Annotated in this window: 17 protein-coding genes and 1 pseudogene; 4 read left to right on the top strand and 14 right to left on the bottom strand. The window is 35.8% G+C overall.

From position 1 onward, the window contains the following. Positions 1 to 127 precede the first annotated feature (127 nt). From ACFWDE_RS18475 to spoVFB, 8 genes and pseudogenes are all read right to left on the bottom strand, one after another. Positions 128 to 2,512 (bottom strand): DNA translocase FtsK, encoded by a 2,385-nt coding sequence (locus ACFWDE_RS18475; protein WP_002146117.1) that lies wholly within the window; start codon positions 2,510 to 2,512, stop codon positions 128 to 130. 214 nt (positions 2,513 to 2,726) lie between these two features. Next, positions 2,727 to 2,930, bottom strand: a complete 204-nt coding sequence (locus ACFWDE_RS18470; protein WP_002111349.1) for a YlzJ-like family protein — start codon at positions 2,928 to 2,930, stop codon at positions 2,727 to 2,729. Further along, on the bottom strand, positions 2,927 to 3,676 hold the full coding sequence (tepA, locus tag ACFWDE_RS18465) for a translocation-enhancing protein TepA (protein WP_002146116.1): 750 nt from the start codon (positions 3,674 to 3,676) through the stop codon (positions 2,927 to 2,929). The genes ACFWDE_RS18470 and tepA overlap by 4 nt, the downstream gene beginning before the upstream one ends. 102 nt (positions 3,677 to 3,778) lie before the next feature. Then, positions 3,779 to 5,449 (bottom strand): ribonuclease J, encoded by a 1,671-nt coding sequence (locus ACFWDE_RS18460; protein ID WP_377893819.1) that lies wholly within the window; start codon positions 5,447 to 5,449, stop codon positions 3,779 to 3,781. Positions 5,450 to 6,057: 608 nt separating this feature from the next. Further along, positions 6,058 to 6,936 (bottom strand): 4-hydroxy-tetrahydrodipicolinate synthase, encoded by an 879-nt coding sequence (dapA, locus tag ACFWDE_RS18455; protein ID WP_002014579.1) that lies wholly within the window; start codon positions 6,934 to 6,936, stop codon positions 6,058 to 6,060. Between the two features lie 11 nt (positions 6,937 to 6,947). After that, positions 6,948 to 8,180 carry an aspartate kinase gene (dapG, locus tag ACFWDE_RS18450; RefSeq protein WP_002137918.1) on the bottom strand — a complete coding sequence of 411 codons (1,233 nt, stop codon included), beginning with the start codon at positions 8,178 to 8,180 and terminating at the stop codon, positions 6,948 to 6,950. 23 nt (positions 8,181 to 8,203) lie between these two features. Continuing rightward, complete coding sequence (gene asd / locus ACFWDE_RS18445) at positions 8,204 to 9,250, bottom strand: aspartate-semialdehyde dehydrogenase (RefSeq protein ID WP_002014577.1); 1,047 nt, start codon at positions 9,248 to 9,250, stop codon at positions 8,204 to 8,206. A gap of 150 nt (positions 9,251 to 9,400) precedes the next feature. Next, positions 9,401 to 9,589: pseudogene (gene spoVFB / locus ACFWDE_RS18440) on the bottom strand (dipicolinate synthase subunit B); the annotation flags it as partial. Between the two features lie 459 nt (positions 9,590 to 10,048). Here spoVFB and ACFWDE_RS18435 point away from each other — a divergent pair. From ACFWDE_RS18435 to ACFWDE_RS18425, 3 genes are all read left to right on the top strand, one after another. Then, on the top strand, positions 10,049 to 10,513 hold the full coding sequence (locus ACFWDE_RS18435) for a hypothetical protein (protein ID WP_377893815.1): 465 nt from the start codon (positions 10,049 to 10,051) through the stop codon (positions 10,511 to 10,513). Between the two features lie 30 nt (positions 10,514 to 10,543). After that, entirely contained in the window at positions 10,544 to 11,728 is a 1,185-nt protein-coding gene (locus ACFWDE_RS18430; protein ID WP_377893813.1) for a DUF3994 domain-containing protein, read from the top strand. Between the two features lie 81 nt (positions 11,729 to 11,809). After that, positions 11,810 to 12,550 (top strand): DUF7018 domain-containing (lipo)protein, encoded by a 741-nt coding sequence (locus ACFWDE_RS18425; RefSeq protein WP_377893812.1) that lies wholly within the window; start codon positions 11,810 to 11,812, stop codon positions 12,548 to 12,550. A gap of 339 nt (positions 12,551 to 12,889) precedes the next feature. Here ACFWDE_RS18425 and ACFWDE_RS18420 read toward each other — a convergent pair whose 3' ends face one another. The 4 genes from ACFWDE_RS18420 to ACFWDE_RS18405 are packed head-to-tail and all read right to left on the bottom strand — an operon-like array spanning position 12,890 to position 16,671. Further along, entirely contained in the window at positions 12,890 to 13,735 is an 846-nt protein-coding gene (locus ACFWDE_RS18420; protein ID WP_377893811.1) for an N-acetylmuramoyl-L-alanine amidase C-terminal domain-containing protein, read from the bottom strand. Next, on the bottom strand, positions 13,735 to 14,160 hold the full coding sequence (locus ACFWDE_RS18415) for a phage holin family protein (protein WP_377893809.1): 426 nt from the start codon (positions 14,158 to 14,160) through the stop codon (positions 13,735 to 13,737). The genes ACFWDE_RS18420 and ACFWDE_RS18415 overlap by 1 nt, the downstream gene beginning before the upstream one ends. Before the next feature lie 35 nt (positions 14,161 to 14,195). After that, positions 14,196 to 14,663 carry a hypothetical protein gene (locus ACFWDE_RS18410; protein ID WP_377893807.1) on the bottom strand — a complete coding sequence of 156 codons (468 nt, stop codon included), beginning with the start codon at positions 14,661 to 14,663 and terminating at the stop codon, positions 14,196 to 14,198. Between the two features lie 37 nt (positions 14,664 to 14,700). Next, positions 14,701 to 16,671, bottom strand: a complete 1,971-nt coding sequence (locus ACFWDE_RS18405) for a phage tail spike protein (protein ID WP_377893805.1) — start codon at positions 16,669 to 16,671, stop codon at positions 14,701 to 14,703. 122 nt (positions 16,672 to 16,793) lie between these two features. Here ACFWDE_RS18405 and ACFWDE_RS18400 point away from each other — a divergent pair, with 122 nt between their 5' ends. Continuing rightward, positions 16,794 to 17,819, top strand: a complete 1,026-nt coding sequence (locus tag ACFWDE_RS18400; RefSeq protein ID WP_377893804.1) for an acyltransferase family protein — start codon at positions 16,794 to 16,796, stop codon at positions 17,817 to 17,819. Positions 17,820 to 17,860: 41 nt separating this feature from the next. Here ACFWDE_RS18400 and ACFWDE_RS18395 read toward each other — a convergent pair whose 3' ends face one another. Together ACFWDE_RS18395 and ACFWDE_RS18390 are read right to left on the bottom strand one after the other, a co-directional pair. Beyond that, positions 17,861 to 19,804, bottom strand: coding sequence for a hypothetical protein (locus ACFWDE_RS18395; RefSeq protein ID WP_377893802.1), 1,944 nt, complete (start codon positions 19,802 to 19,804; stop codon positions 17,861 to 17,863). Between the two features lie 13 nt (positions 19,805 to 19,817). Then, positions 19,818 to 20,580: phage tail family protein (locus ACFWDE_RS18390; RefSeq protein WP_377893801.1), on the bottom strand; the 763-nt coding region annotated here is incomplete at its 5' end.

Here is a 20,580-nt window from a genome sequence, read left to right as displayed (position 1 = left end):
ACCAAAACAATAAGCATTCGTATTCTAAAGATCCCCCCGTTATGTAAGCACTTTCTTTTCTGCTGAATATAGTATATAACAAAAACAGCATATAAAAAAGCCTAATTGTAAAACAATTAGGCTTTTTTTAAGAACTTTTTTCTTGCACATCTTTAATGAGTACTCCCCTTGGTTTACTACCTTCATAAGGGCCTACTACACCATTCATTTCCATGGCATCAATTAAACGAGCTGCTCGCGTATATCCTACTCTAAATCTACGTTGTAACATAGAAACAGATGCTGTTTGCATTTCTACTACAAGCTGAACCGCTTCATCGTATAATTCATCTTCTACTTCCTGCTTTGTTTCAGGAACATCTTGTGGAATCATATCCTCTTGATATTGTGCTTTTTGCTGCGCAATAACAGATTCTACGACTCTCTCAACTTCATCATCTGATAAAAACGCCCCCTGTACACGAACAGGTTTCGATGCACCAATTGGTATGAACAACATATCTCCACGACCTAACAACTTCTCTGCACCACCACCGTCAAGAATCGTTCGAGAGTCTATTTGGGAAGATACAGCAAATGCAATACGAGATGGAATATTCGCTTTAATAACACCCGTAATAACATCAACTGACGGACGCTGAGTCGCAATAATTAAATGAATACCAGCAGCACGTGCCATTTGTGCTAAACGCATAATCGCATCTTCTACATCCGAAGAAGCAACCATCATTAAATCAGCTAACTCGTCCACAATTACTACAATATATGGTAATTCAGGTTGTTTCGCTTCCGATTGGCTATTATGTTCTTTAATATAATCGTTATACCCTTCAATGTTACGCGTACCGCTATGTGCAAATAATTCATAACGACGCTCCATTTCACTCACAACTTTCTTCAAAGCCTGTGACGCTTTTTTCGGATCAGTTACAACTGGTGTCAATAAGTGCGGAACACCGTTATATACATTTAACTCTACCATTTTCGGATCAATCATCATTAATTTTACTTCATGCGGTTTCGCACGCATTAAAATACTTACAATAATTCCATTAATACATACACTCTTCCCACTACCAGTCGCACCAGCCACTAATAAATGGGGCATTTTATTTAAACGTGCCAATACAGCCTCTCCTGTAACATCACGTCCAAGACCGATTAATAACTTCTCTTCTGGGTGGTTATTCGCCTTTGAATCAAGAACTTCTCTCAGCGTTACCATAGAAACTTCTGAATTCGGAACCTCAATCCCTACAGCTGATTTCCCGGGAATAGGTGCTTCAATACGAATGTCTTTCGCTGCTAAAGCAAGCGCCAAATCATCACTTAAACTAACAATTTTACTTACCTTTACTCCCATATCAGGATACACTTCATACTTCGTAACTGCAGGACCTCTATGTACTTTTGTTACTTTCGCTTTCACACCAAAACTTTGGAATGTACGTTCCAATTTACGAGCATTTTCATAAATTTCCGCATTTTCATTTGTAACTTGCTTATTTTGGGGAAACTTTAATATATCAAGCGAAGGAAGCTTATAATCTTTATTTTCCACATTAGAAAATTGCATAGGAGGTGCTTTCGTTTCACCTTCTAGCGATTCAACAATTTTTTCTCCTCGTTTCTTTTGAGGTTGTTCTTCTGGCACAGGCGGAACTGCCTCTTCAATAAACGGAGGAGTGATTAAATCATTTTCTTCTATCTGCTTTTCCGTCTCTTCACGTACTGGATAATTCTCAGTAAAATTTGAAATAATTGGTGGACCAATTTCTATTTCTTCTACTGGCTCAATAGCTTCTTCTTGTTCAGCAACACGTTCACGCCTCTTGCTTCTTGTTGTTTTTTTCTTTTCAGTTTGCTCGGCGACCCTTTGAGATTTCCAATCTTTATAATCCCCTTGCATTACTTGAAATTGACTTCTAAGAATTCTCCCTACCGGAGCAAGTACTTCTCCAATATGTTTATTTGTTATACAAAGTATTCCAAGAATAACTAAAATAATTCCAATGATATATGCCCCTACTTCGTCAAATAAGAAATAGCACGTTGCGAACATCAGTGCACCAAACATACCGCCACCTAAATGAACACTATCCGGGCCCTTTTTCATTTCAAGGAAGAAGTAATCTTTTGTACTAACAATTACAGAAGTATTTTGCACAGCTCCATCTTTCGTAAGAAGGTTAAATAATGTAATATGACTAAACATTAATATTGCTAGTACAATTAAATAAACACCTATTAGCCGTTTATTTAAAAGGTTTGGCCATCCACGCTTTATTACAAACGCAACAGATAAAGCTATTACACCTAACACACCAATTATGTACCACTCACCAAAGAAGAAGCGAAAAAATAACACAAACGATTTCCCTACAACACCTAGCTGTAAAATCGTAATAATCGAAAGTGCAAAAAGAGTTAACCCGACGATTTCATAATACAAAGTTGGCTTTATCGTACGTCTTGCCTTTGCCTTCGTCCCTCTTTGCTTTTGTTTTGCCATTTCTTCACCTCGTGTTCTAAAAATTAAGTACAACTTCCTTATAAAAAAGTTCTACTTATATGTCTTTCTCTCTATTTTTCAGGTCTTTATATCTTCTATTTTTACACTTCTTGTAAAATGTTAAATAAACAGAAGAAAGCAGCCTACTCATGGCTGCTCAACCGTCTTGTTTTGTATATTATACCATAGCTCCTAAACAAAATCCTTCTTTTTGCTAAAAGGTAATTTTCTGTCCAGGCTCAAAATCTAGGTAGTGAGACGGATTCGTACTTAATACACGTACAATAGAGTAACATTGATTATCCTCCTCAGAAACCACTAATTCCACGCCATTTATATTCACAACTTTTTGGCTTTCGCATTGTGAATAATCGGCCGGATACACAAGTTGCTCTGGCATAATTGTATATAAAATCATTGTAGCATTGTCCCTTCTGCACTATTGTCCATGCGTTCATCAATCAATTCGTTTAATTTTCGAAGTGCGCTACCAATACCACCGACACCATCTATAAGACCATACTTCACTGCATCTCCACCTATTACATTCGTCCCAATATCTCGCGTCAAATTCCCTTTTGCGAACATAAGCTCTTTAAAACGATCTTCCGTTACTTTCGAATGCTTTGTCACAAATCGAATGACTCTTTCTTGCATTTTATCCAAATACTCAAATGTTTGCGGCACACCTATAACAAGACCTGTTAAACGAATCGGATGAATTGTCATCGTCGCTGTTTCGGCAATAAATGAATAATTAGTCGAGACCGCAATCGGTACACCGATTGAATGCCCTCCTCCTAAAACAAGAGATACGGTTGGTTTTGAAAGCGAAGCCACCATTTCAGAAATCGCTAACCCAGCTTCAACGTCACCTCCAACTGTATTTAATATTAACAGTAAACCTTCAATTTTTGGATTTTGTTCAATCGCGACAATTTGCGGAATGATGTGTTCATATTTTGTTGTTTTATTTTGTGGTGGCAACTGAATATGACCTTCCACCTGCCCAACAATTGTTAAGCAATGAATACGCGATTCATTCATTTGTGGTACATTCGTCTGTCCAAGTTGCTGAATTTTCTCCACTATAGAAGCCTCTTTTGGAACTTCTTTCGGCTCAGCTTCTTTTTCTTCATTTGTATAACGATCACGTTCTGTCATATCGCATCCCCTTTCACTCGTATATAACTATTATTTCTTAAGTTATAAATTTCATTCGATAGGGTTAAAAAAGAAAAAGATCACCTGTAAAGGTGACCTTCTTTATACTTCCATAATAATCGGTAAAATCATTGGCTTTCTCTTCGTTTCTTCGTACAAGAACTGCCCTAATAATTCACGAATATTTTGTTTCAGCATAGACCATTCAATTGTATACTCTTTAATTGATTGTTCAACAATCATACGTACAATATCTGTGGATCGTTCGATTAATGCTTCTGATTCACGAACATATACAAAGCCGCGTGAAATAATTTCTGGACCAGAGATTATTTTCTTTTCATCCTTACCTAGTGTTACAACAACAACTAAAATTCCATCTTGAGATAACATCTTTCTATCTCGAAGAACGATGTTACCGACGTCACCTACACCTAATCCATCAATTAAAACATTGCCAGCTTGCACTTTACCAGCTAACTTTGCTTCATCGTCACCAAAAGCAATTACATCACCTTTTTCTACGATAAAGATATTCTCTCTCGTAATACCTACATCTTCCGCTAAATATGCATGTGCTTTTTGCATACGGAACTCACCATGTACGGGTACAAAATACTTCGGCTTCATTAAATTTATCATCAGCTTTAATTCTTCTTGGCTACCGTGACCTGAAACGTGAACTTTTCTTTCACCGTAATAAATAACCTCAGCACCAGCTCTAAATAACAAGTCAATAATTTTTGATACAGATATTTCATTTCCTGGAATTGGAGAAGCTGCAATAATAACAGTATCACCTTTACGAATTGAAATTTGTTTGTGAGCTTGCTTCGCCATTCTAGAAAGGGCTGCCATCGGTTCCCCTTGACTACCAGTCGTTAAAATAGCTACCTTTTTTTCCGGGAAATTGTCTATTTCTTGTAATGAAATAACCATACCTTCTGGAACATCTAAATAACCAAGACGTCTCGCAATATCTACCACTTTCACCATGCTACGTCCTACTACCGCTACCTTCCTTCCAGTTTCAGCAGCTGCATCAAACACTTGTTGAATACGATGTACATTGGAGGCAAATGAAGCAACGATAATACGTCCTTCTGAACTATAGAACACTTTAGAAATCTCTATACCAACTTCTTTTTCCGAACCTGTATAACCAGGACGTTCAGCGTTTGTACTATCAGATAACAAGCAAAGTACGCCTTCATTTCCAATTTGCGCCATTTTCCCAAGATCTGCTCCACTATTTCCGATTGGAGTTTGATCAAATTTAAAGTCTCCTGTATATACTACAGCACCTTTTGATGTATGGAAACAAACACCCACAGAATCCGGAATACTATGTGTCGTTCCGAAGAATGACACAGTTGTTGAATTAAACTCTACTGTTGAATTCGAGTCAATTGTTTTTAAGTCTACACGACCTAACATTCCTGCTTCGCCAAGCTTTTCTTGTATAAGTCCTACCGTTAATTTCGTCGCATATACTGGAATAGATAATTTACGAAGCACATAAACAATTCCACCAATATGATCTTCATGACCATGGGTAATAAATAGTCCTTTTACTCGCTCTTGATTTTCTACTAAATATGTAATGTCAGGAATAACAATATCAATCCCAAACATTTCATCTCCCGGGAACATCAATCCTGCATCTACAATAAAGATTTCAGAATCAATTTCAACACAGTACATGTTTTTTCCGATTTCACCTACTCCGCCAAGAGCAAATACTTTAACAGACTCATTCTCTTTTCTCTTCATGTTGTTGCCTGGTTTAAAAATCTTGCAAACACTGATTTCACTAAAATTGCAGAGACACCAGGGGAAACTCTACAACCACCATATATTCACCGTCCAAGACGAATGTCCTTACCGTTATGCGATATCATGTCCTTGTTAATTTTTTAAACCAGGTTTCACCTCTCTTTCATTATATAAATCAAATATCTTATTCGATATGATATGAAAATTTCATTGAATCGTAATTTTTACCAATTTTGCTAAGCATACCCGTACTAAGCTACTTAGCCATATTATACCTGATACAAGAAATAGAACACAAGTTAAATTATACGAAAGACAAGAGAAGACGCTAAAGTGAGGCCGTAATTTTCGGGGGGGATTTTCATATCATACTCACTATTTTTCCTACGTAATAAGAGTTTAATGGAAAAATATTCATGTGCGTTCTTTACATAAACATGAAACGATATCCACTAAAAAAATCTTATCTCTGTAATCCGTTTCTAACTAATCCTACACTCTGCCATCCCCTTCTTATTACAGCCTATTAACTATAGCTAATTTTCACCACTTACATATAGTTAATCAAAATAAAAATGACCTAGTTTCACACTAGGTCATTTTTATTAACGAGGAATAGATTGCATTACGGATTGTAACGTTATTCTTTCTTCTTCCGTTAATGGAAGAAGTGGCAAACGTACAGAACCTACATCTAATCCCACCATTTGTAATGCTGTTTTTACTGGTGTTGGGCTTGGCGCCATAAATAGTGCATCCGTTACTTTTACTAGTAATTGATGTAATTTCTGCGCTTTTTTGAACTCTCCAGCTTGGAATGCAGCAATCATTTCTTGCATTTCATTCCCAATAACATGAGATGCTACAGAAACAATACCTTTTGCTCCAATTGCCATAGCTGGTAATGTTAAACCATCATCACCGCTGTATACTGCAAAGTCGTCCGCTGTTTTTTCAATGATTTCTGTCATTGTTAATACATCGCCGCCTGCATCTTTAATCGCAACAATGTTTTCTATTTCTGATAAACGAACAACTGTATCAACGGAGATTTGTACAATAGATCGTCCTGGAACATTATATAGCATTACCGGAAGCGGAGTGCTTTCAGCGATTGTTTTAAAGTGCTGGTACATCCCTTCTTGACTCGGTTTATTATAATACGGTGCCACTAGCATAACTGCATCAACACCAACTTCAGTTGCCTTTTTTGTTAAATCAACAGAAGCATGCGTATTATTGCTACCTGTTCCAGCGATTACGGGCACCCTTTTATCGACAACAGATACGACATGGCGATATAACGCTACTTTTTCTTCTGATGTTAATGTAGGAGATTCTCCAGTCGTTCCTCCTACCACGATTGCTGTTGTACCGTTATCAATTAAATAATTTACCAATTTCGTTGTCTTTGCAAAATCGATATTACCGTTTTTATCAAACGGTGTTACCATCGCGGTTGCAATTGTCCCAAAATCTATCATGATCTCACTCCTTATTGTTCCAGTTGCTTTTCTTTTGAAAGCTCAAATGCACTATGTAATGCATTCACAGCCTCCACTAAATCGGCTTCTTTTACAAGAACCCAAATTGTCGTATGACTATCTGCTGATTGCAGAATTTGAATACCTTTTTCCGCTAAAGCTGTGACAATTTTCGCTGTAACCCCTGGAATACCTGCCATTCCAGCACCAACGATAGAAACCTTCGCACAATGCTCTGTCACAACTGGATCATATCCAAGTTGCTTTAAAACCTCAACTGCACGCGCTGATACACTATCCTTTACTGTGTAAGCTACACCGGTAGGAGAAATGTTAATTAAGTCCACACTAATCCCTTCATTAGCCATTTCTTTAAACACGTGTTGTTGTAAATCATATGCAGTTTCTTTTGCAAGCACTTTAATTTGCGTTACGTTTGACACATGGGCAATCCCTGTAACAGGACGTTCTTCTACATCCTGCCCTTTTGTAGCACCATCATATGCCGCAATAAGCGTACCTTCACTATCAGAATACGTAGAACGTACACGAAGTGGTACTTTTGCATGCATCGCAATTTCAACCGCACGCGGATGAACAACTTTCGCACCTTGATAAGCCATGTTACAAATCTCGTTATATGTTACAGTTTGAAGATGACGCGCATCTTTTACGATACGAGGATCCGCAGTCATAACACCTTCAACATCTGTGAAGATATCGATATATTCAGCATGAAGCGCAACACCTAATGCTGAAGCTGAAGTATCACTACCTCCGCGTCCAAGTGTTGTCGTATCTCCATTTTTCGTTTGACCTTGGAATCCAGTCACGACGATAACATCTACATTTTGTAACTCTTCATGTATACGATCGCAATTCATTTCAATAATCTTAGCATTCGTAAAGTCATTATTCGTTACAAAACCAGCTTGTGCACCATTTAATGCTGCTGCTTTTATACCATTCTCATTCAACATGTTAGAGAAAACAATTGCTGAGATTAATTCTCCGCATGATAATAATAAATCTTGCTCACGTTTAGAAATATTAGATTCCTCTTGATTTACAAGACTTAATAACGTATCAGTTGCATACGGTTCACCTTTACGGCCCATTGCTGATACGACAGTAACTACTTTATAACCAGCAGCTAACGATTTTTTTATATGGTGAAGCGCATGCTTACGCCCATTGTCATCACGTACTGATGTTCCACCAAATTTTTGAACAATAATTTTCATATTTTGCACCTTCTCTTAGCCGTTTACACTAATTGTAATTTTACTAAGCGCTCTGCAATTTGAACAGAATTCCATGCAGCGCCTTTTAATAAGTTATCAGATACGACCCAAAGATGGAATCCTTTATCATTATTTAAATCTTTACGGATTCTTCCAACGAATACTTCGTTTTTACCTACTGCAGTAGCTGGCATTGGATATAACTGCTCTGCTGGATTATCTTGCAATACAATACCTTCTGCATTTGCAAGTAAGTTTTTCATTTCTTCTACTGTTACGCCTTCTTTATCTACTTCAATGTACACAGACTCGGAATGACCCGATACAACTGGTAAACGTACACATGTCGCAGCTACTTCTAATTCAGGCATATGCATAATTTTTTTCGTTTCATTAATCATTTTCATTTCTTCAAATGTAAATCCATTATCTTGGAATTTATCAATCTGTGGAATAGCATTAAAAGCGATTTGGAAATGCTTTTCGTCACCTGATACAGGTAAAACATTCGCCTTTACTTCTTCACCATTTAAGATTGCTTGTGATTGTTCATGAAGTTCTTCAATAGCTGCCGCACCAGCACCTGATACAGCTTGATATGTGGAAACGATTACTCGTTTTAAACCATATTGCTGGCGAACTGGCTCAAGAGCTACTACCATTTGAATTGTAGAACAGTTTGGATTTGCAATAATACCATTATGTTCTTTTAAATCATTTTCATTTACTTCAGGTACAACAAGTGGCACGTTTTCTGTCATACGGAATGCACTTGTATTATCAACAACAATTGCACCGCGCTTTGCTGCTTCTGGCGCTAATTGTTTCGATACAGATCCACCTGCACTAAATAGTGCAATATCTACTCCTTCAAAACTTTCAGGAGTTGCCTCTTGAACTGTAAATTCTTCGCCTTTAAATACAAGTTTCTTACCTGCAGATCGTTTAGATGAAAGTAACGTTAACTTCCCAATTGGAAATTCTCGTTTCTCTAAAGTATTTAACATTTGTTCACCAACTGCGCCGGTTGCTCCAACTACAGCGACATGAAAAGTTTTTTGCTTTTCCATCACTATGCCCCTTTCTAGATACCAATCCTTCTATAACTTAGAATTAGAAGGAGCTCACAATGCCCCCTCTAATCTTAATAACGTTAATTTTATCATATTCTACAGTAAGAATGATGGTTTCAACAAAAATTGTACGTTTTTTTTCGTTTTTTAATTCATATATCTGAATTTTTCTACAACAACAGGTTGTAATTGTTTTCCTTGTAACGCTTCTAATACTGTATCTTCAAGTAACTCCATACGAGCTACCATTGAGTTCGGTTTTTTCTCTGGTGCATCTTGGCCGAATGGTACGAAGTAGATGTCTTTTGTAGCCATTAGGCGCATGAGGTTGACGCCAACAGGGTGATGACAATATAAATATTTCTTTTTTCTTCTATTATATGTTTATTTCACAAGCTGTAAATTTATTTTCATTTCAAAGCATGTATATCATATTCTTCATTAATAAAATAAACAAATTTTACGGTATTGCATTGATTGTGTAGTCAGTTCCTATTTCGTTCCTCAACCTTTAGATGCATAAAAAATCCCAAACACTGAGGATGGGATAAGGGGAAATTTTTTAAAAAGCATACGATATGGGATTCTCTAAAACCGTAATACACGTTTTCATATTGGTAAAACACTCAAAATCTTTCTTAAAGACAAAAATTTATATATCTTATTTATGTAATTTATGTTATGGTTCCATATGTTAATTAATTACAATAATTTCAAAAAGGAGTATACATAATGATAACAAAGAAACTAATATGTTTAGCACTTCCACTTATGTTATTGGGGGTAGGTTGTGATATGTCTAAAGACCACCCTGAAGATAGTACAGCGAAAGAAACTATAATTAAAGAGGATACAACGAAAGAAACTCCAGTTAAGGAGAACCAAATGCAAGTAGCAGTAGATTATAAAACTTCTGTACTTGACTTAAACAAAGAACTAGAAAGCGCTATGAATGAACTGTTTACGATAGTTACTAAAGATAGCACTTTAAGTGTTTCAAAAGATAGTTATAAAAACGCGCTATTATACTTAAGAAACGTAACAAAGAAGTATGATAACTTGAAACCAAGTCATGATCCAGCCTATAAACAAGAAGAAACTCATAAACTTATTTTAGACTCAATGAAGACTATGCAAGATGCAATTAGTATTCAATATAATAGCATAGACAACATAGCAAGCGAAGAGTTTATGAGAGGATTAACCCAAACGAACGAAGCTTCAAACAAGTTTATAGAAGCAATAAAAACATTGAAATAAGAATGCTTTAGTTATCAAGGGGGATTCATAATGAAAGCAAAAAGACTTATAACGTTAGCTTTACCTATCATTTTATTATCTGCTTGTACAACAGAAACATACGGACTTACTCAATCAGAGTTTAGACAGGTAGACAAAGAGTTTAAAGCAGATAAAATGATAGAAGATATGAAAAGAATGCATTATAGTGATGAAGAGATTGAAAAACAACTAAGAGGTGCATTAGCAACTATTACGGCTAAGCAGGAAGAAGCGGAAAAAAAGTCTAAACCGAAAAAAGACATACAATTAGACTCATTCAGTAAAGAAACGAAAACAGATACAGACAAACAATCCTCTGATAAAGACGATACAGAAGGTTTTCCTACAGATGATATAGATAAGAAAGAAAAGAGTACAAATAAACTATCCGAAAAAGAATATGTCAATCGTGCATTTGAGTTACGTTTAGACTTACAACAAGAAATAGATAGTATAAAAGCAAAAGCTAAATCAATGATGGAAGATGGTAAATCAATTACAAAGCCTACAATTGATGCCATTACGGATACGAGACTTGTATTGGATGATTTAGAAAGCATGAATCCACCGAAAAAGTATGAAGAGCAGCAGGAGTACCTCATTAAAGAAGCTGTAACAAAGAGTAGAGAAGGATTAAATAGAGTAGAAGAAGATATTAGAAAGCTCGGCGACGGTAGAATTGGTACTGTAAGACTAAAAGAAGTACTAGAAAAAGGTATGAATGAGGTAAACTACGGACCTGTTTTGTTGGAAACCTTATTCGAAGATTTTGAAGCAGATTATCCTGGGGTAAAACAGAAAGCAATGGATAAGAAACAGAAAGAAAAGAAAGACTCTGATGAAGGGACTGTTAATATCTCTGCAAACGGTAAAGAGTTAGTAGCTGATTGGGGTACATATCGAAATGGTGAATTTAATCTAGGTTTTGACTTAAAGAAAGATGGTTCTTTCCTCATGTATGAGAGTGAAAACAAGGAAGAGCGTGATCAAACTCATATGATAGGTGAATGGAAGTATGACGGGATTAAGAAAGAAATTACCTTCAAGTATAAGAAGTTTATAGAGCATGGCTCAGAGAAAGAAGGTATAGACTTACCACCATATGCGGAATTCAAGGTATTATCCTTTAACGGTGATACATTTGAAATGATGGAATTAGAAAGTGAAGTAGTAATGAAAGCAAGGAAACGCTAAAGAAACAAGGAAGCGGTATAAAAACGTAAACAATAGAGTATAAAGGGAATCTACAAAATAAGAAGTAAAGGGGTAGGAGAAATGAAAAACAAGAAACTAATATGTTTAGCACTTCCAATCATGTTATCAGCGATAGGTTGTTCAAATAATGACATAGAAAAAGAAAAGAAAACTGATAACTTACAAGTAGCAGAGTCAGAAAAGAAAACTGAAACAAGATCTGATAAGGATGTTATAAAATCGTTAAATGAAGAAGTAGATAAACTACATAAAGAAAAGGACGAGTTAGAAAAGAAGATACAAGATGAAAAGGCTAGTAAAGAAAAAATAAGTAAAGAGAAAGACGAGTTAGAGAAGAAAATACAAGATGAAGAAGCTAGTAAAAAAGAAGTAAGTAAAGAGAAAGATGTAATTAAAAAGGAAGACAAGATAGAAGACAATACGAGATTCAGTACTATAAAAGAGTATCAAGAGGCAGTGTATAAACTTGCTAATAAGTTTGAATCTGAATTACGCGCAACGAAACCAATAATTGAAAAAGATAAAACACTATTAACAAATAAAGACGAATTAAAAGCACAGTATGATAGAGTACAAGTACAGGCTGAGAAGATAAAATCCCTTCGCCCACCTAAGGAGTACACAAATTTACAAATCGGACTGATAGATTCCTTAATTGTATATCAAAAGGCAGTATACGGCATGTTTTCAGGCCTAGACGAAAGGGATAAAGAAAAGGTTAAAGGGTATGAACAATCTGTAATGGATGGTTTGGCATACTTTAAAGATTCACTAAACGCAATAAAAGAAATAAAGGAATAAGATATGTCCTTTATTTTAAGGGGAGCATCTTCATGAAGGTTGTACGCTCTATATTTAAAACTTTTCGTTTAATAGGTTTAATTGTAAAGCCAGTACTTAAAGCGTTATCTAAAAGTAAATTTTAAATCTCATAAATATTAAAATCCCCTTCTGCATATAGGTGCAAAAGGGGATTTTTTCAAATTAATCTATTCGTTCTACAGATACTGGTTCATAGATAAATAAGAAACGGTACCTTTACACTAACATCTGTAAAGATGAAAATCAATATATAATTATCTACATATAGAACCAGATAATAATTTTTGTTCATAAAACTATTCTTTTGTTAAAAAATGATTAGTTAACTTTAATATATTCATACCACCACTTGCCAGCAGGTCTAGTATCCATCCACCAAGTGATCTTGTCTAATTCTGGATTAGGTAATACTTCGGTCTCGATATAAGCCAGTCCTGTTAATGGATTAACAATGACCTTACCTTTTGTTCCTCGTTCATTCATTGCTCGAATAGCTTCTTCTACGAGGTTAGTACCGAATCCACCTGATTTAACATATTGATATCCGCCATTAGAAACAGGTTGTTCTGGCTGCTTCTCTCCTGTAAACCAAGATAATGGTTTATCTCCAACTAAAGAATTTAAATCAACTTTTCCAATTCCATCAAGCCATCCACCTGTCTCTCCATCTGCGTATTGCCAAATATCACATTTATAAGCAGGTTTCGGACCGCCATAACGCGGAATCCAAAGGAAATCAGCTTTTACATTATTTAATCCGTATTTATTATACATGTGGTGACTTACATAAAAACCAACTTTCCACCCTTTAGACTTACAACGATTAATGAAGGCTTGTGATGCTTCCGCTATCTTTTGCTCTCCACATGATTTCAATGTATCGTCTTCAGTATCTAAAACTAGGAATTTAGCATTAGGGCTAACACGGGCCATAAAATCATCTGCTTCTTTGATCGCATCATTTACACTTACAAAACAACCATATGCATAAGCGGCGTGAGGGATATTTCGTTTCTCTAATTCTTTTACATATCCATTATAATATTGATCTATCATATTAGAACCGTATTGTACACGGCAAATACATAAATCTAATTGTGGCCCAATTACATCCCATTTTATTGAACCTGCATTCCATTTCGAAATATCGATAATTTGTCCCATTATTGAACATCTCCTTTTTTATCTTCTTGTTTTTGTTTACCGCCTAAAACTTCAACTGCATTTGTCAAAACTTGCGGAAGTGGTATTCCCATACGTCCTGCATTTTCTAAAAGCGAAAGCAACTCATTTCCGATAAAGAAAAAGATTGTAGCTTCACGAATAGCGCTATTTGTTCCTATGGCTGCATCAGCTTGAGTAGCAGCCCCGACCAAAAGAAAAAGCACCACCTTTTTGGCGATGCCTTTGAATCCTACTTTACTTTTTAACTCTCCATTGAATCCTGCTGCAATTACTCCTGTGATATAGTCGATAGCTGCCATGATTAGTAGAACCCTCAATGTTGTATCCCACCCTCCCAAGAAATACCCACAGAAGCCACCGAAGGTAAAAATAAATGATTTTATTAATACATCAATACGATCCATCTTTTCACTCCTTTATCCAAAATAAAAAGACCAGCTTATAACTGCTCTGTAGTTTCCGTATGTTCACCAGTTCCTCCTGGTGGTTCTTCAGTTGTTGGAGGTGTAACTGGGTCTGTCGGTTGCTCTGGTTCTTTCGGTTCCTCTTTAACAGGGACAACTTGCTTCACATCGATTCGTGAGAAGATGTAGTCTCCAATTACGACTGTAATTGTATTATTACTGTTCAATTGCTCATTTAAGAAAATCGGGTCATAATCGTTTGTTATGATCACTATAGGTTTCCCGCTATTTGTGTGTACTTCTAATTTTGTAGTTCCTTCTGCTACAGGTAAATTAACTGGAAGAATACGTTTCACATCAATTCGCTGAATAATAAAATCATCGATAAGCACGGTGATTAGGTCATTACTATTTAATTGATCATTTAGCACCTGTGCATTGTATGTTTCAGCTTGCACTTTATGTTTTAATCCGCCTTGTGTATGGATTTCGATTGTTTGCATATTATTCCATCTCCTTCTATGTTTTTAATAATCTATCTTAATACGTGCCACCGCTCCTCGACTGAATAAAGAGTCTCCCTGTAACAGTAGCGTTTATTCTAGCTAAACTGTTTGGCGTAATTTTAATCTCCACGTAACGACCACGTTGAAGTTTACCATCAGTATCCTTCGCTAAATACGGAATCAAATTAATATCTTGTCCTCTTATTGAATCAAACGGTAATGTATTTCCATCCACTTCAATCGTTACTTTTGATGGTGTTTGATATAATTCGAAAATACCAAACTCAATTTCGTGTGTATGGTCCGGCAAGGTTATATCGTGTTTATGATTTGGGATACTGATGTCGTGCGTATGGTTTGGGATACTGATGTTATGGCTATGATTTGGAATACTAATATTATGACTATGGTCTGGCAACGAAATATCATGCGTATGATCTCCGCTAGAACCGTGTGTATAGAAACTAGATCCGGTTCCTTTTGCGTAAAATGAAGCTGCTGTATTTCTTCCTGGATCAGAAAAAGCTGTATACAATCCTATTGTTGTAGGTTCAGCAGGAACAATTCCTCCACCATGAAACATCTTATGAACATGGTCACCGCCACCACTTGATGCCCTCACTGTACCACCGCCAGCACTCGTTGAACCAACAGTCGCTCCTCCAGAAGTTGTTGAACTTACATTAGCGCCACCGGAGCTTGTCGAACCAACGGTAGCTCCTCCAGCTGTAGTCGAACCTACAACGGCTCCTCCACCTTTAATGGCACGTTCATATGCCCTAAATCTTAATATCTCAAATGTCAGTAACAGTTCATTCACATTCTTAACGTCGTTAGGTATTTGAAACCTAATGATAGCCGGATGATCGGGGTCGCAATTATCTTGGAAATCTCGACTATCAATATTCGTTGTCCCTTGAGAATACACTTCATTAACTCTCTGTCGTTTTTCGATATCGGCTTGTATCGTACCTAAATCAGTTACTTTATTTTCTAATACAAGCTTTACATCAAGCGGATTACCAGTGACATCATCCTTCGGACGGTCCATTACTCGTAAATCAACTGATATATTGAAATCTTCATCATATAAGCGAACTAACTTCCCAGTCTCATACTTTTCTATTTTGTATGGGTCAATTAACTCATAATCAATTGCATCAATTTCATACGTAACTTTTGGCATACACGCTTTTAGTAACATCGCTTTTGCTGAGGCATAAAGGGTTTGTGCGTCTTCAAATCGTCTATCGGCCCAAATGTAATCAAACCCATCATGCAATTCCCTAACGAAAGCTGGAGCATCTATATAGGGTAGACCATTGTTAACGCTTTTGATTGTAAGCTGATTAACGCCTTCACCATAACCAAGTGGATAAATCCTTGTCATGACATCTTTTGCTTCTACTTTTCGTTTAATACCCTTCATATTCTTCCGGTATCGAAGTTCACCCGTAATTTCTTCAGAATATCGGACAATGTTTAAAGTCCAAGGATAAGACGAATCATCCCAAGTCCATTGGAATTTTTCATCAAATGGCTTCGGTATACTATATATCGGACCTAATATGGTATCTTCGTTTTCCCAACTATATGAAAAATATTTTGTGAAATCACATTGTCCGAGTTTCCAATGCTTTATTCTTTGTTTGCTAAGAAGGTACTCAATATTCTGCTTTGTGGTTAAATTAATTCTTTCGTGATAACCAAAAAGCACGCTATCCATCAGTGTGGACAAAACGTGCTCGCAGTCATAAGTTATTATTTTTTCATGTACTTCTCTTTCCTCTTCGCTGTCCATAATACGAAACATACCAATACGTTTACCGTTATCAAATATCTCTACGTAATCAAAAGTTTCGATTTCCTCTCGCTTTGGATCATTAAACGGCAATGAAAAACCCGCCGTCCAAAGTTCATTGAGAGGCGGGCTGTACTTTATATTATATGCATTTTCAAGATAGGCCTTGAGCTGCATTTGTTTGTTGTAAAGTTTTAGCAACATATCACCTTCCTTTTGTTTGAATCTAGGATTTAAAGTTATTAATAATTAGTCGAAAAGCTTCCAAAAATAACTAAAAAATTGTACATTTAAAACATGCAATTTAATAGGGAGGTATACATGCTTTGTCAGTTGAACGCGAACGTTGGTTAGATATAGCAAAAGGGATAGCCATTATTGCAGTTGTTTTTGGTCATTCTGGTGAAAAGTTATTTTCACATTATTTATTTTGGTTTCACATGCCACTTTTCTTTTTAGTCAGTGGTTATTTATTTAAATCCGTAAAAGGTGATATTAAGTCTTGGTCTTTTAATAAGTCAAAAAAACTACTAATCCCTTACTTTTCATTCGGAATTTTAATTCTTTTGATCTCATTTATTTTAATTACTCCTAACGTTATGAACAGTTTGAAGCAAACTGCTGGTTTAGTTTACGGAGGTAGAGCGTTAAAAGGAATATTTGGACCATTTTGGTTTATAACTTGCTTGTTACTTACACAAATTATTTTCGCTATCATACAAACTAAATTGAAGTCAATAAAAGTTAAAGTTGTTTTTATCGCTTCTTTATATGTTTTAGCTCATGCAATCACTTATTTTTTATCAAAAAAAGATGGTATTCAAATACCCGTTCCGTGGGCAATCGATATCAGTTTTGTAGCATTAACATACTATTCAATGGGGTATTACCTAAAAGATATAATTCGTAAATGTGTATCTTCTGTTTACATTGGATTCAGCTTTTTAATTGTAAGTGCCGTATTTGTAACACTTGATTATAAAGGCTTTATTTATTATAAATTAGACATGAAGTACAGTATTTATAATAATTTTTTATTAGACTTAATCATTCCATTCGCATTAGTAATTAGTATCTTGTTTATAAGTTACCATTTGGAAAAATTATCTTTACCTTTACTTTCTTATTTAGGGACAAGATCATTATCAATCATGTACTTACATATTGTAGTCAATGCTGTAGCCAAACAGTATTTAACGTATAATTTCGTTGTCTTTACGGCTATTGGAATTATTATTCCGATAACAATTGATTACCTTCTTCAAAAAACTAACCTTACTAATTTTTTGTTTTTCGGGATATCACCCAAGAAAAAAAGCGATACTCTTAATGCAGAATATAAGGCAAGTTAAAAGCACGGCTCATGTAGCTGTGCTTTTTTCACTATTTCCTATCATGTGCTTGAAATAGCACCGAATGTTCTCCAAGTGCCAGGAGTTCCAGTAGCAATACAAACCCAGCCAATAGATCCGCTGGATGCAGGGATAGTGTTATAAACAATATCTCCAACTCTCCAATCACCTGATGTTGGAGCTGTTGTACCAAATCCATGTCTTCTGCCGCCAATTTTAAATTCTTGTGTCCAAATATCACCACCAGCAGATGTGACAACTTTCTCATGATTAGCAAGATTTAATTCGCCTAATATTGCTGTAACTCCAGCAATATCAATCGTACAAGAGTTTTGAAGTTGATAACCTATATTAATTTGATTTTCGTCACCTACTATAGTGTATTTAAATGTGTATTTTATCCACTTCCCTATAGTTACTTGTTGAGCATTGAGAAAAGAACCAAATGATAATCCGCCGGATGTCAATGGGTCCTTTGTAATCCCAAAACGGATATTTTGATAATCTGATGGGTTGCTTGCATTTACTCGGACGTACATATGAGAAGTGATTTTTTTTCCTTTATATTTCTTTATATCATTGTTATTAGTAAATATTGATTGGGAAAATTTTGGTGAACCACTTGTGGATGTAATAGACAAGCCATTACCATACCCAGAAGGTGTTGTTTTATCAGGAACATAAGAAATGTTAGGAGTGCCAACTAAACGCCATCCATTTGGTATACCATCTTTATCTAAAGAATCAAAATTCCCATTAGCTATCAACCCATATGAACTGTTATGAGCATTTCCTATGCCGCTATTATAGTCGTATCCAAAGTCTTCTTGTTGACCATGAACAATTCCAACGTTTGAGTAATCATGCCTTTGAGCTACGCCTACATGTACATTTCTAGAAGTAATAGGGATTTCAACATTATTTGGCGAGTATACTTCGTTCACTCGATTTCCATTGTACTCATACCAGTTACTATCTATGAATAATCCGTTACCATCAAGAAATATCCCGCCTTTTTTATTACGAGAAGCTTCAATACTAGTAATATTGATAACATTTGCAGGAGTAATATAAATCCCATATTGCTTATTCCCGTTATAGAACCCACCTTTAATGGTTACATTATTACCTTCACCCCAAACTCCGTAATTGAATCCTTGTACATACACATGATCAAGTTCAATATAACCATTAAAATAACCCATACCTTTTGGGAAAATAATCCCGTTACCGAATTGTTCAGCTCCTTCATTACCGGTTAGAATAATTTGGGAAATTGTAAAATACGAACCGCCTGTTAAATCGAATACAGGTTGACTAATATTTTTATTAGCAACAATTTGCATATGTTCGATAGAAAAGTAGTACGTACGACTTGTCGCTTTCTTTGCGGTTTGGAATACAGTTTTGTCTCCTAAAACATTAATCTTTGTTGCACGTTTACCAGCTCCTATCACATGATAGTCATGATCTATAAGAAAAGGAGATTCAGGATTGATATAAACTTCACCAGATGGCAGTATTAAAGTGTATCCTTCCTTCATGTTTTTAAATGCTTCTTCAAAAGATTTTGTCCAATCGAATCCTTCGACGATTGCAACCTTGTATTTTTCATAGTCCAACAAACTTATAATGCCTTTATTTTTATTTGACAAGCTTTTTATTTTACTTTGCTCTGCATCAATACGTTCTTTTAAAGTTGGATACGTAACGCCTTCAGCATCAATCCTGGCTTGCGCAGACTCTACAGACGAATCACCTTCAATAACTATTTGATTTAACTGTTCTTGCACCGAACTCGATTCGAGTATCGCATTATTCGCAACGATCACTGCATCATTAGCGATATTCATAGCTCCTTTAGAATTTGATTCTGCTGTAAGTGACCTATTCAATGCCTCATTTGCATTATCAATGCCATGATTTATTTTTGGATAACCGACTCTCAGGCTATCTCCTGGTAATAATTTAGGCGCATTTGCCATTCGATTCACCGCCTTATATATATTTCGCTCGATATTTAAATGCAATATTAATATTTAGATTGTATCCGCCTATTCTTATTACATTAGAACCAGGGCTTAATTCTAATTTTTCTAAATCACCTTGGAGTTGTAGTAAAAAATTTTGTCCGTTTTTTGTTGCTGCATATCTTTCAGCATCAATTAAAAAATTCGAATTAGAAAATGTTCCTAAAGAAAAACTCTCACCGTTTATGGCGAGAGTTAGGGAATTTGCACTTCCGTTTATTTTAATTACAGGTCGTACCATCTGCATACCTTGGTTATTCACTGTTAACGCTTGTGCTTCAGCTATTGTGTAAGATGAATTATCATTTCCTAATAAGATGTCTGACATAAATGGAATATCATCTCCCCATAATACTTCGTCTGTACTTTCTACAACTGAATAAGCATGTGGATCATATGCTATTAATGGTAATTCGAATTTACCCATCCTGAAATAACGATCAATCGGAAGAGACCCACTGTATTGCGCTAAATAATATTTATCTGGTTCATAATCATAGATTAATTTTACTACCCTTGGCTTGCCGTGAGGGTCTATAAATGTAGATACCATTTTTCTAATAGATGTTGCTAATTCAAATCTATTTTCCTGCGGTTTTATAATTAATGGTAAATTAAACTCTAAAGGGTCTATGCCTGAACCAAAGTAATAAGCACCAGGGCGACCAGGAATAGATACTGTATAATCCCGAATTGGTGGAGCTGCTGGATGTTGAAAACCTGGCAAAAGA

Source organism: Bacillus sp. NPDC060175 (assembly GCF_042728695.1).
Classification (GTDB): Bacteria; Bacillota; Bacilli; order Bacillales; family Bacillaceae_G; genus Bacillus_A.
This window is presented reverse-complemented; position numbering and strand designations above follow the sequence as displayed.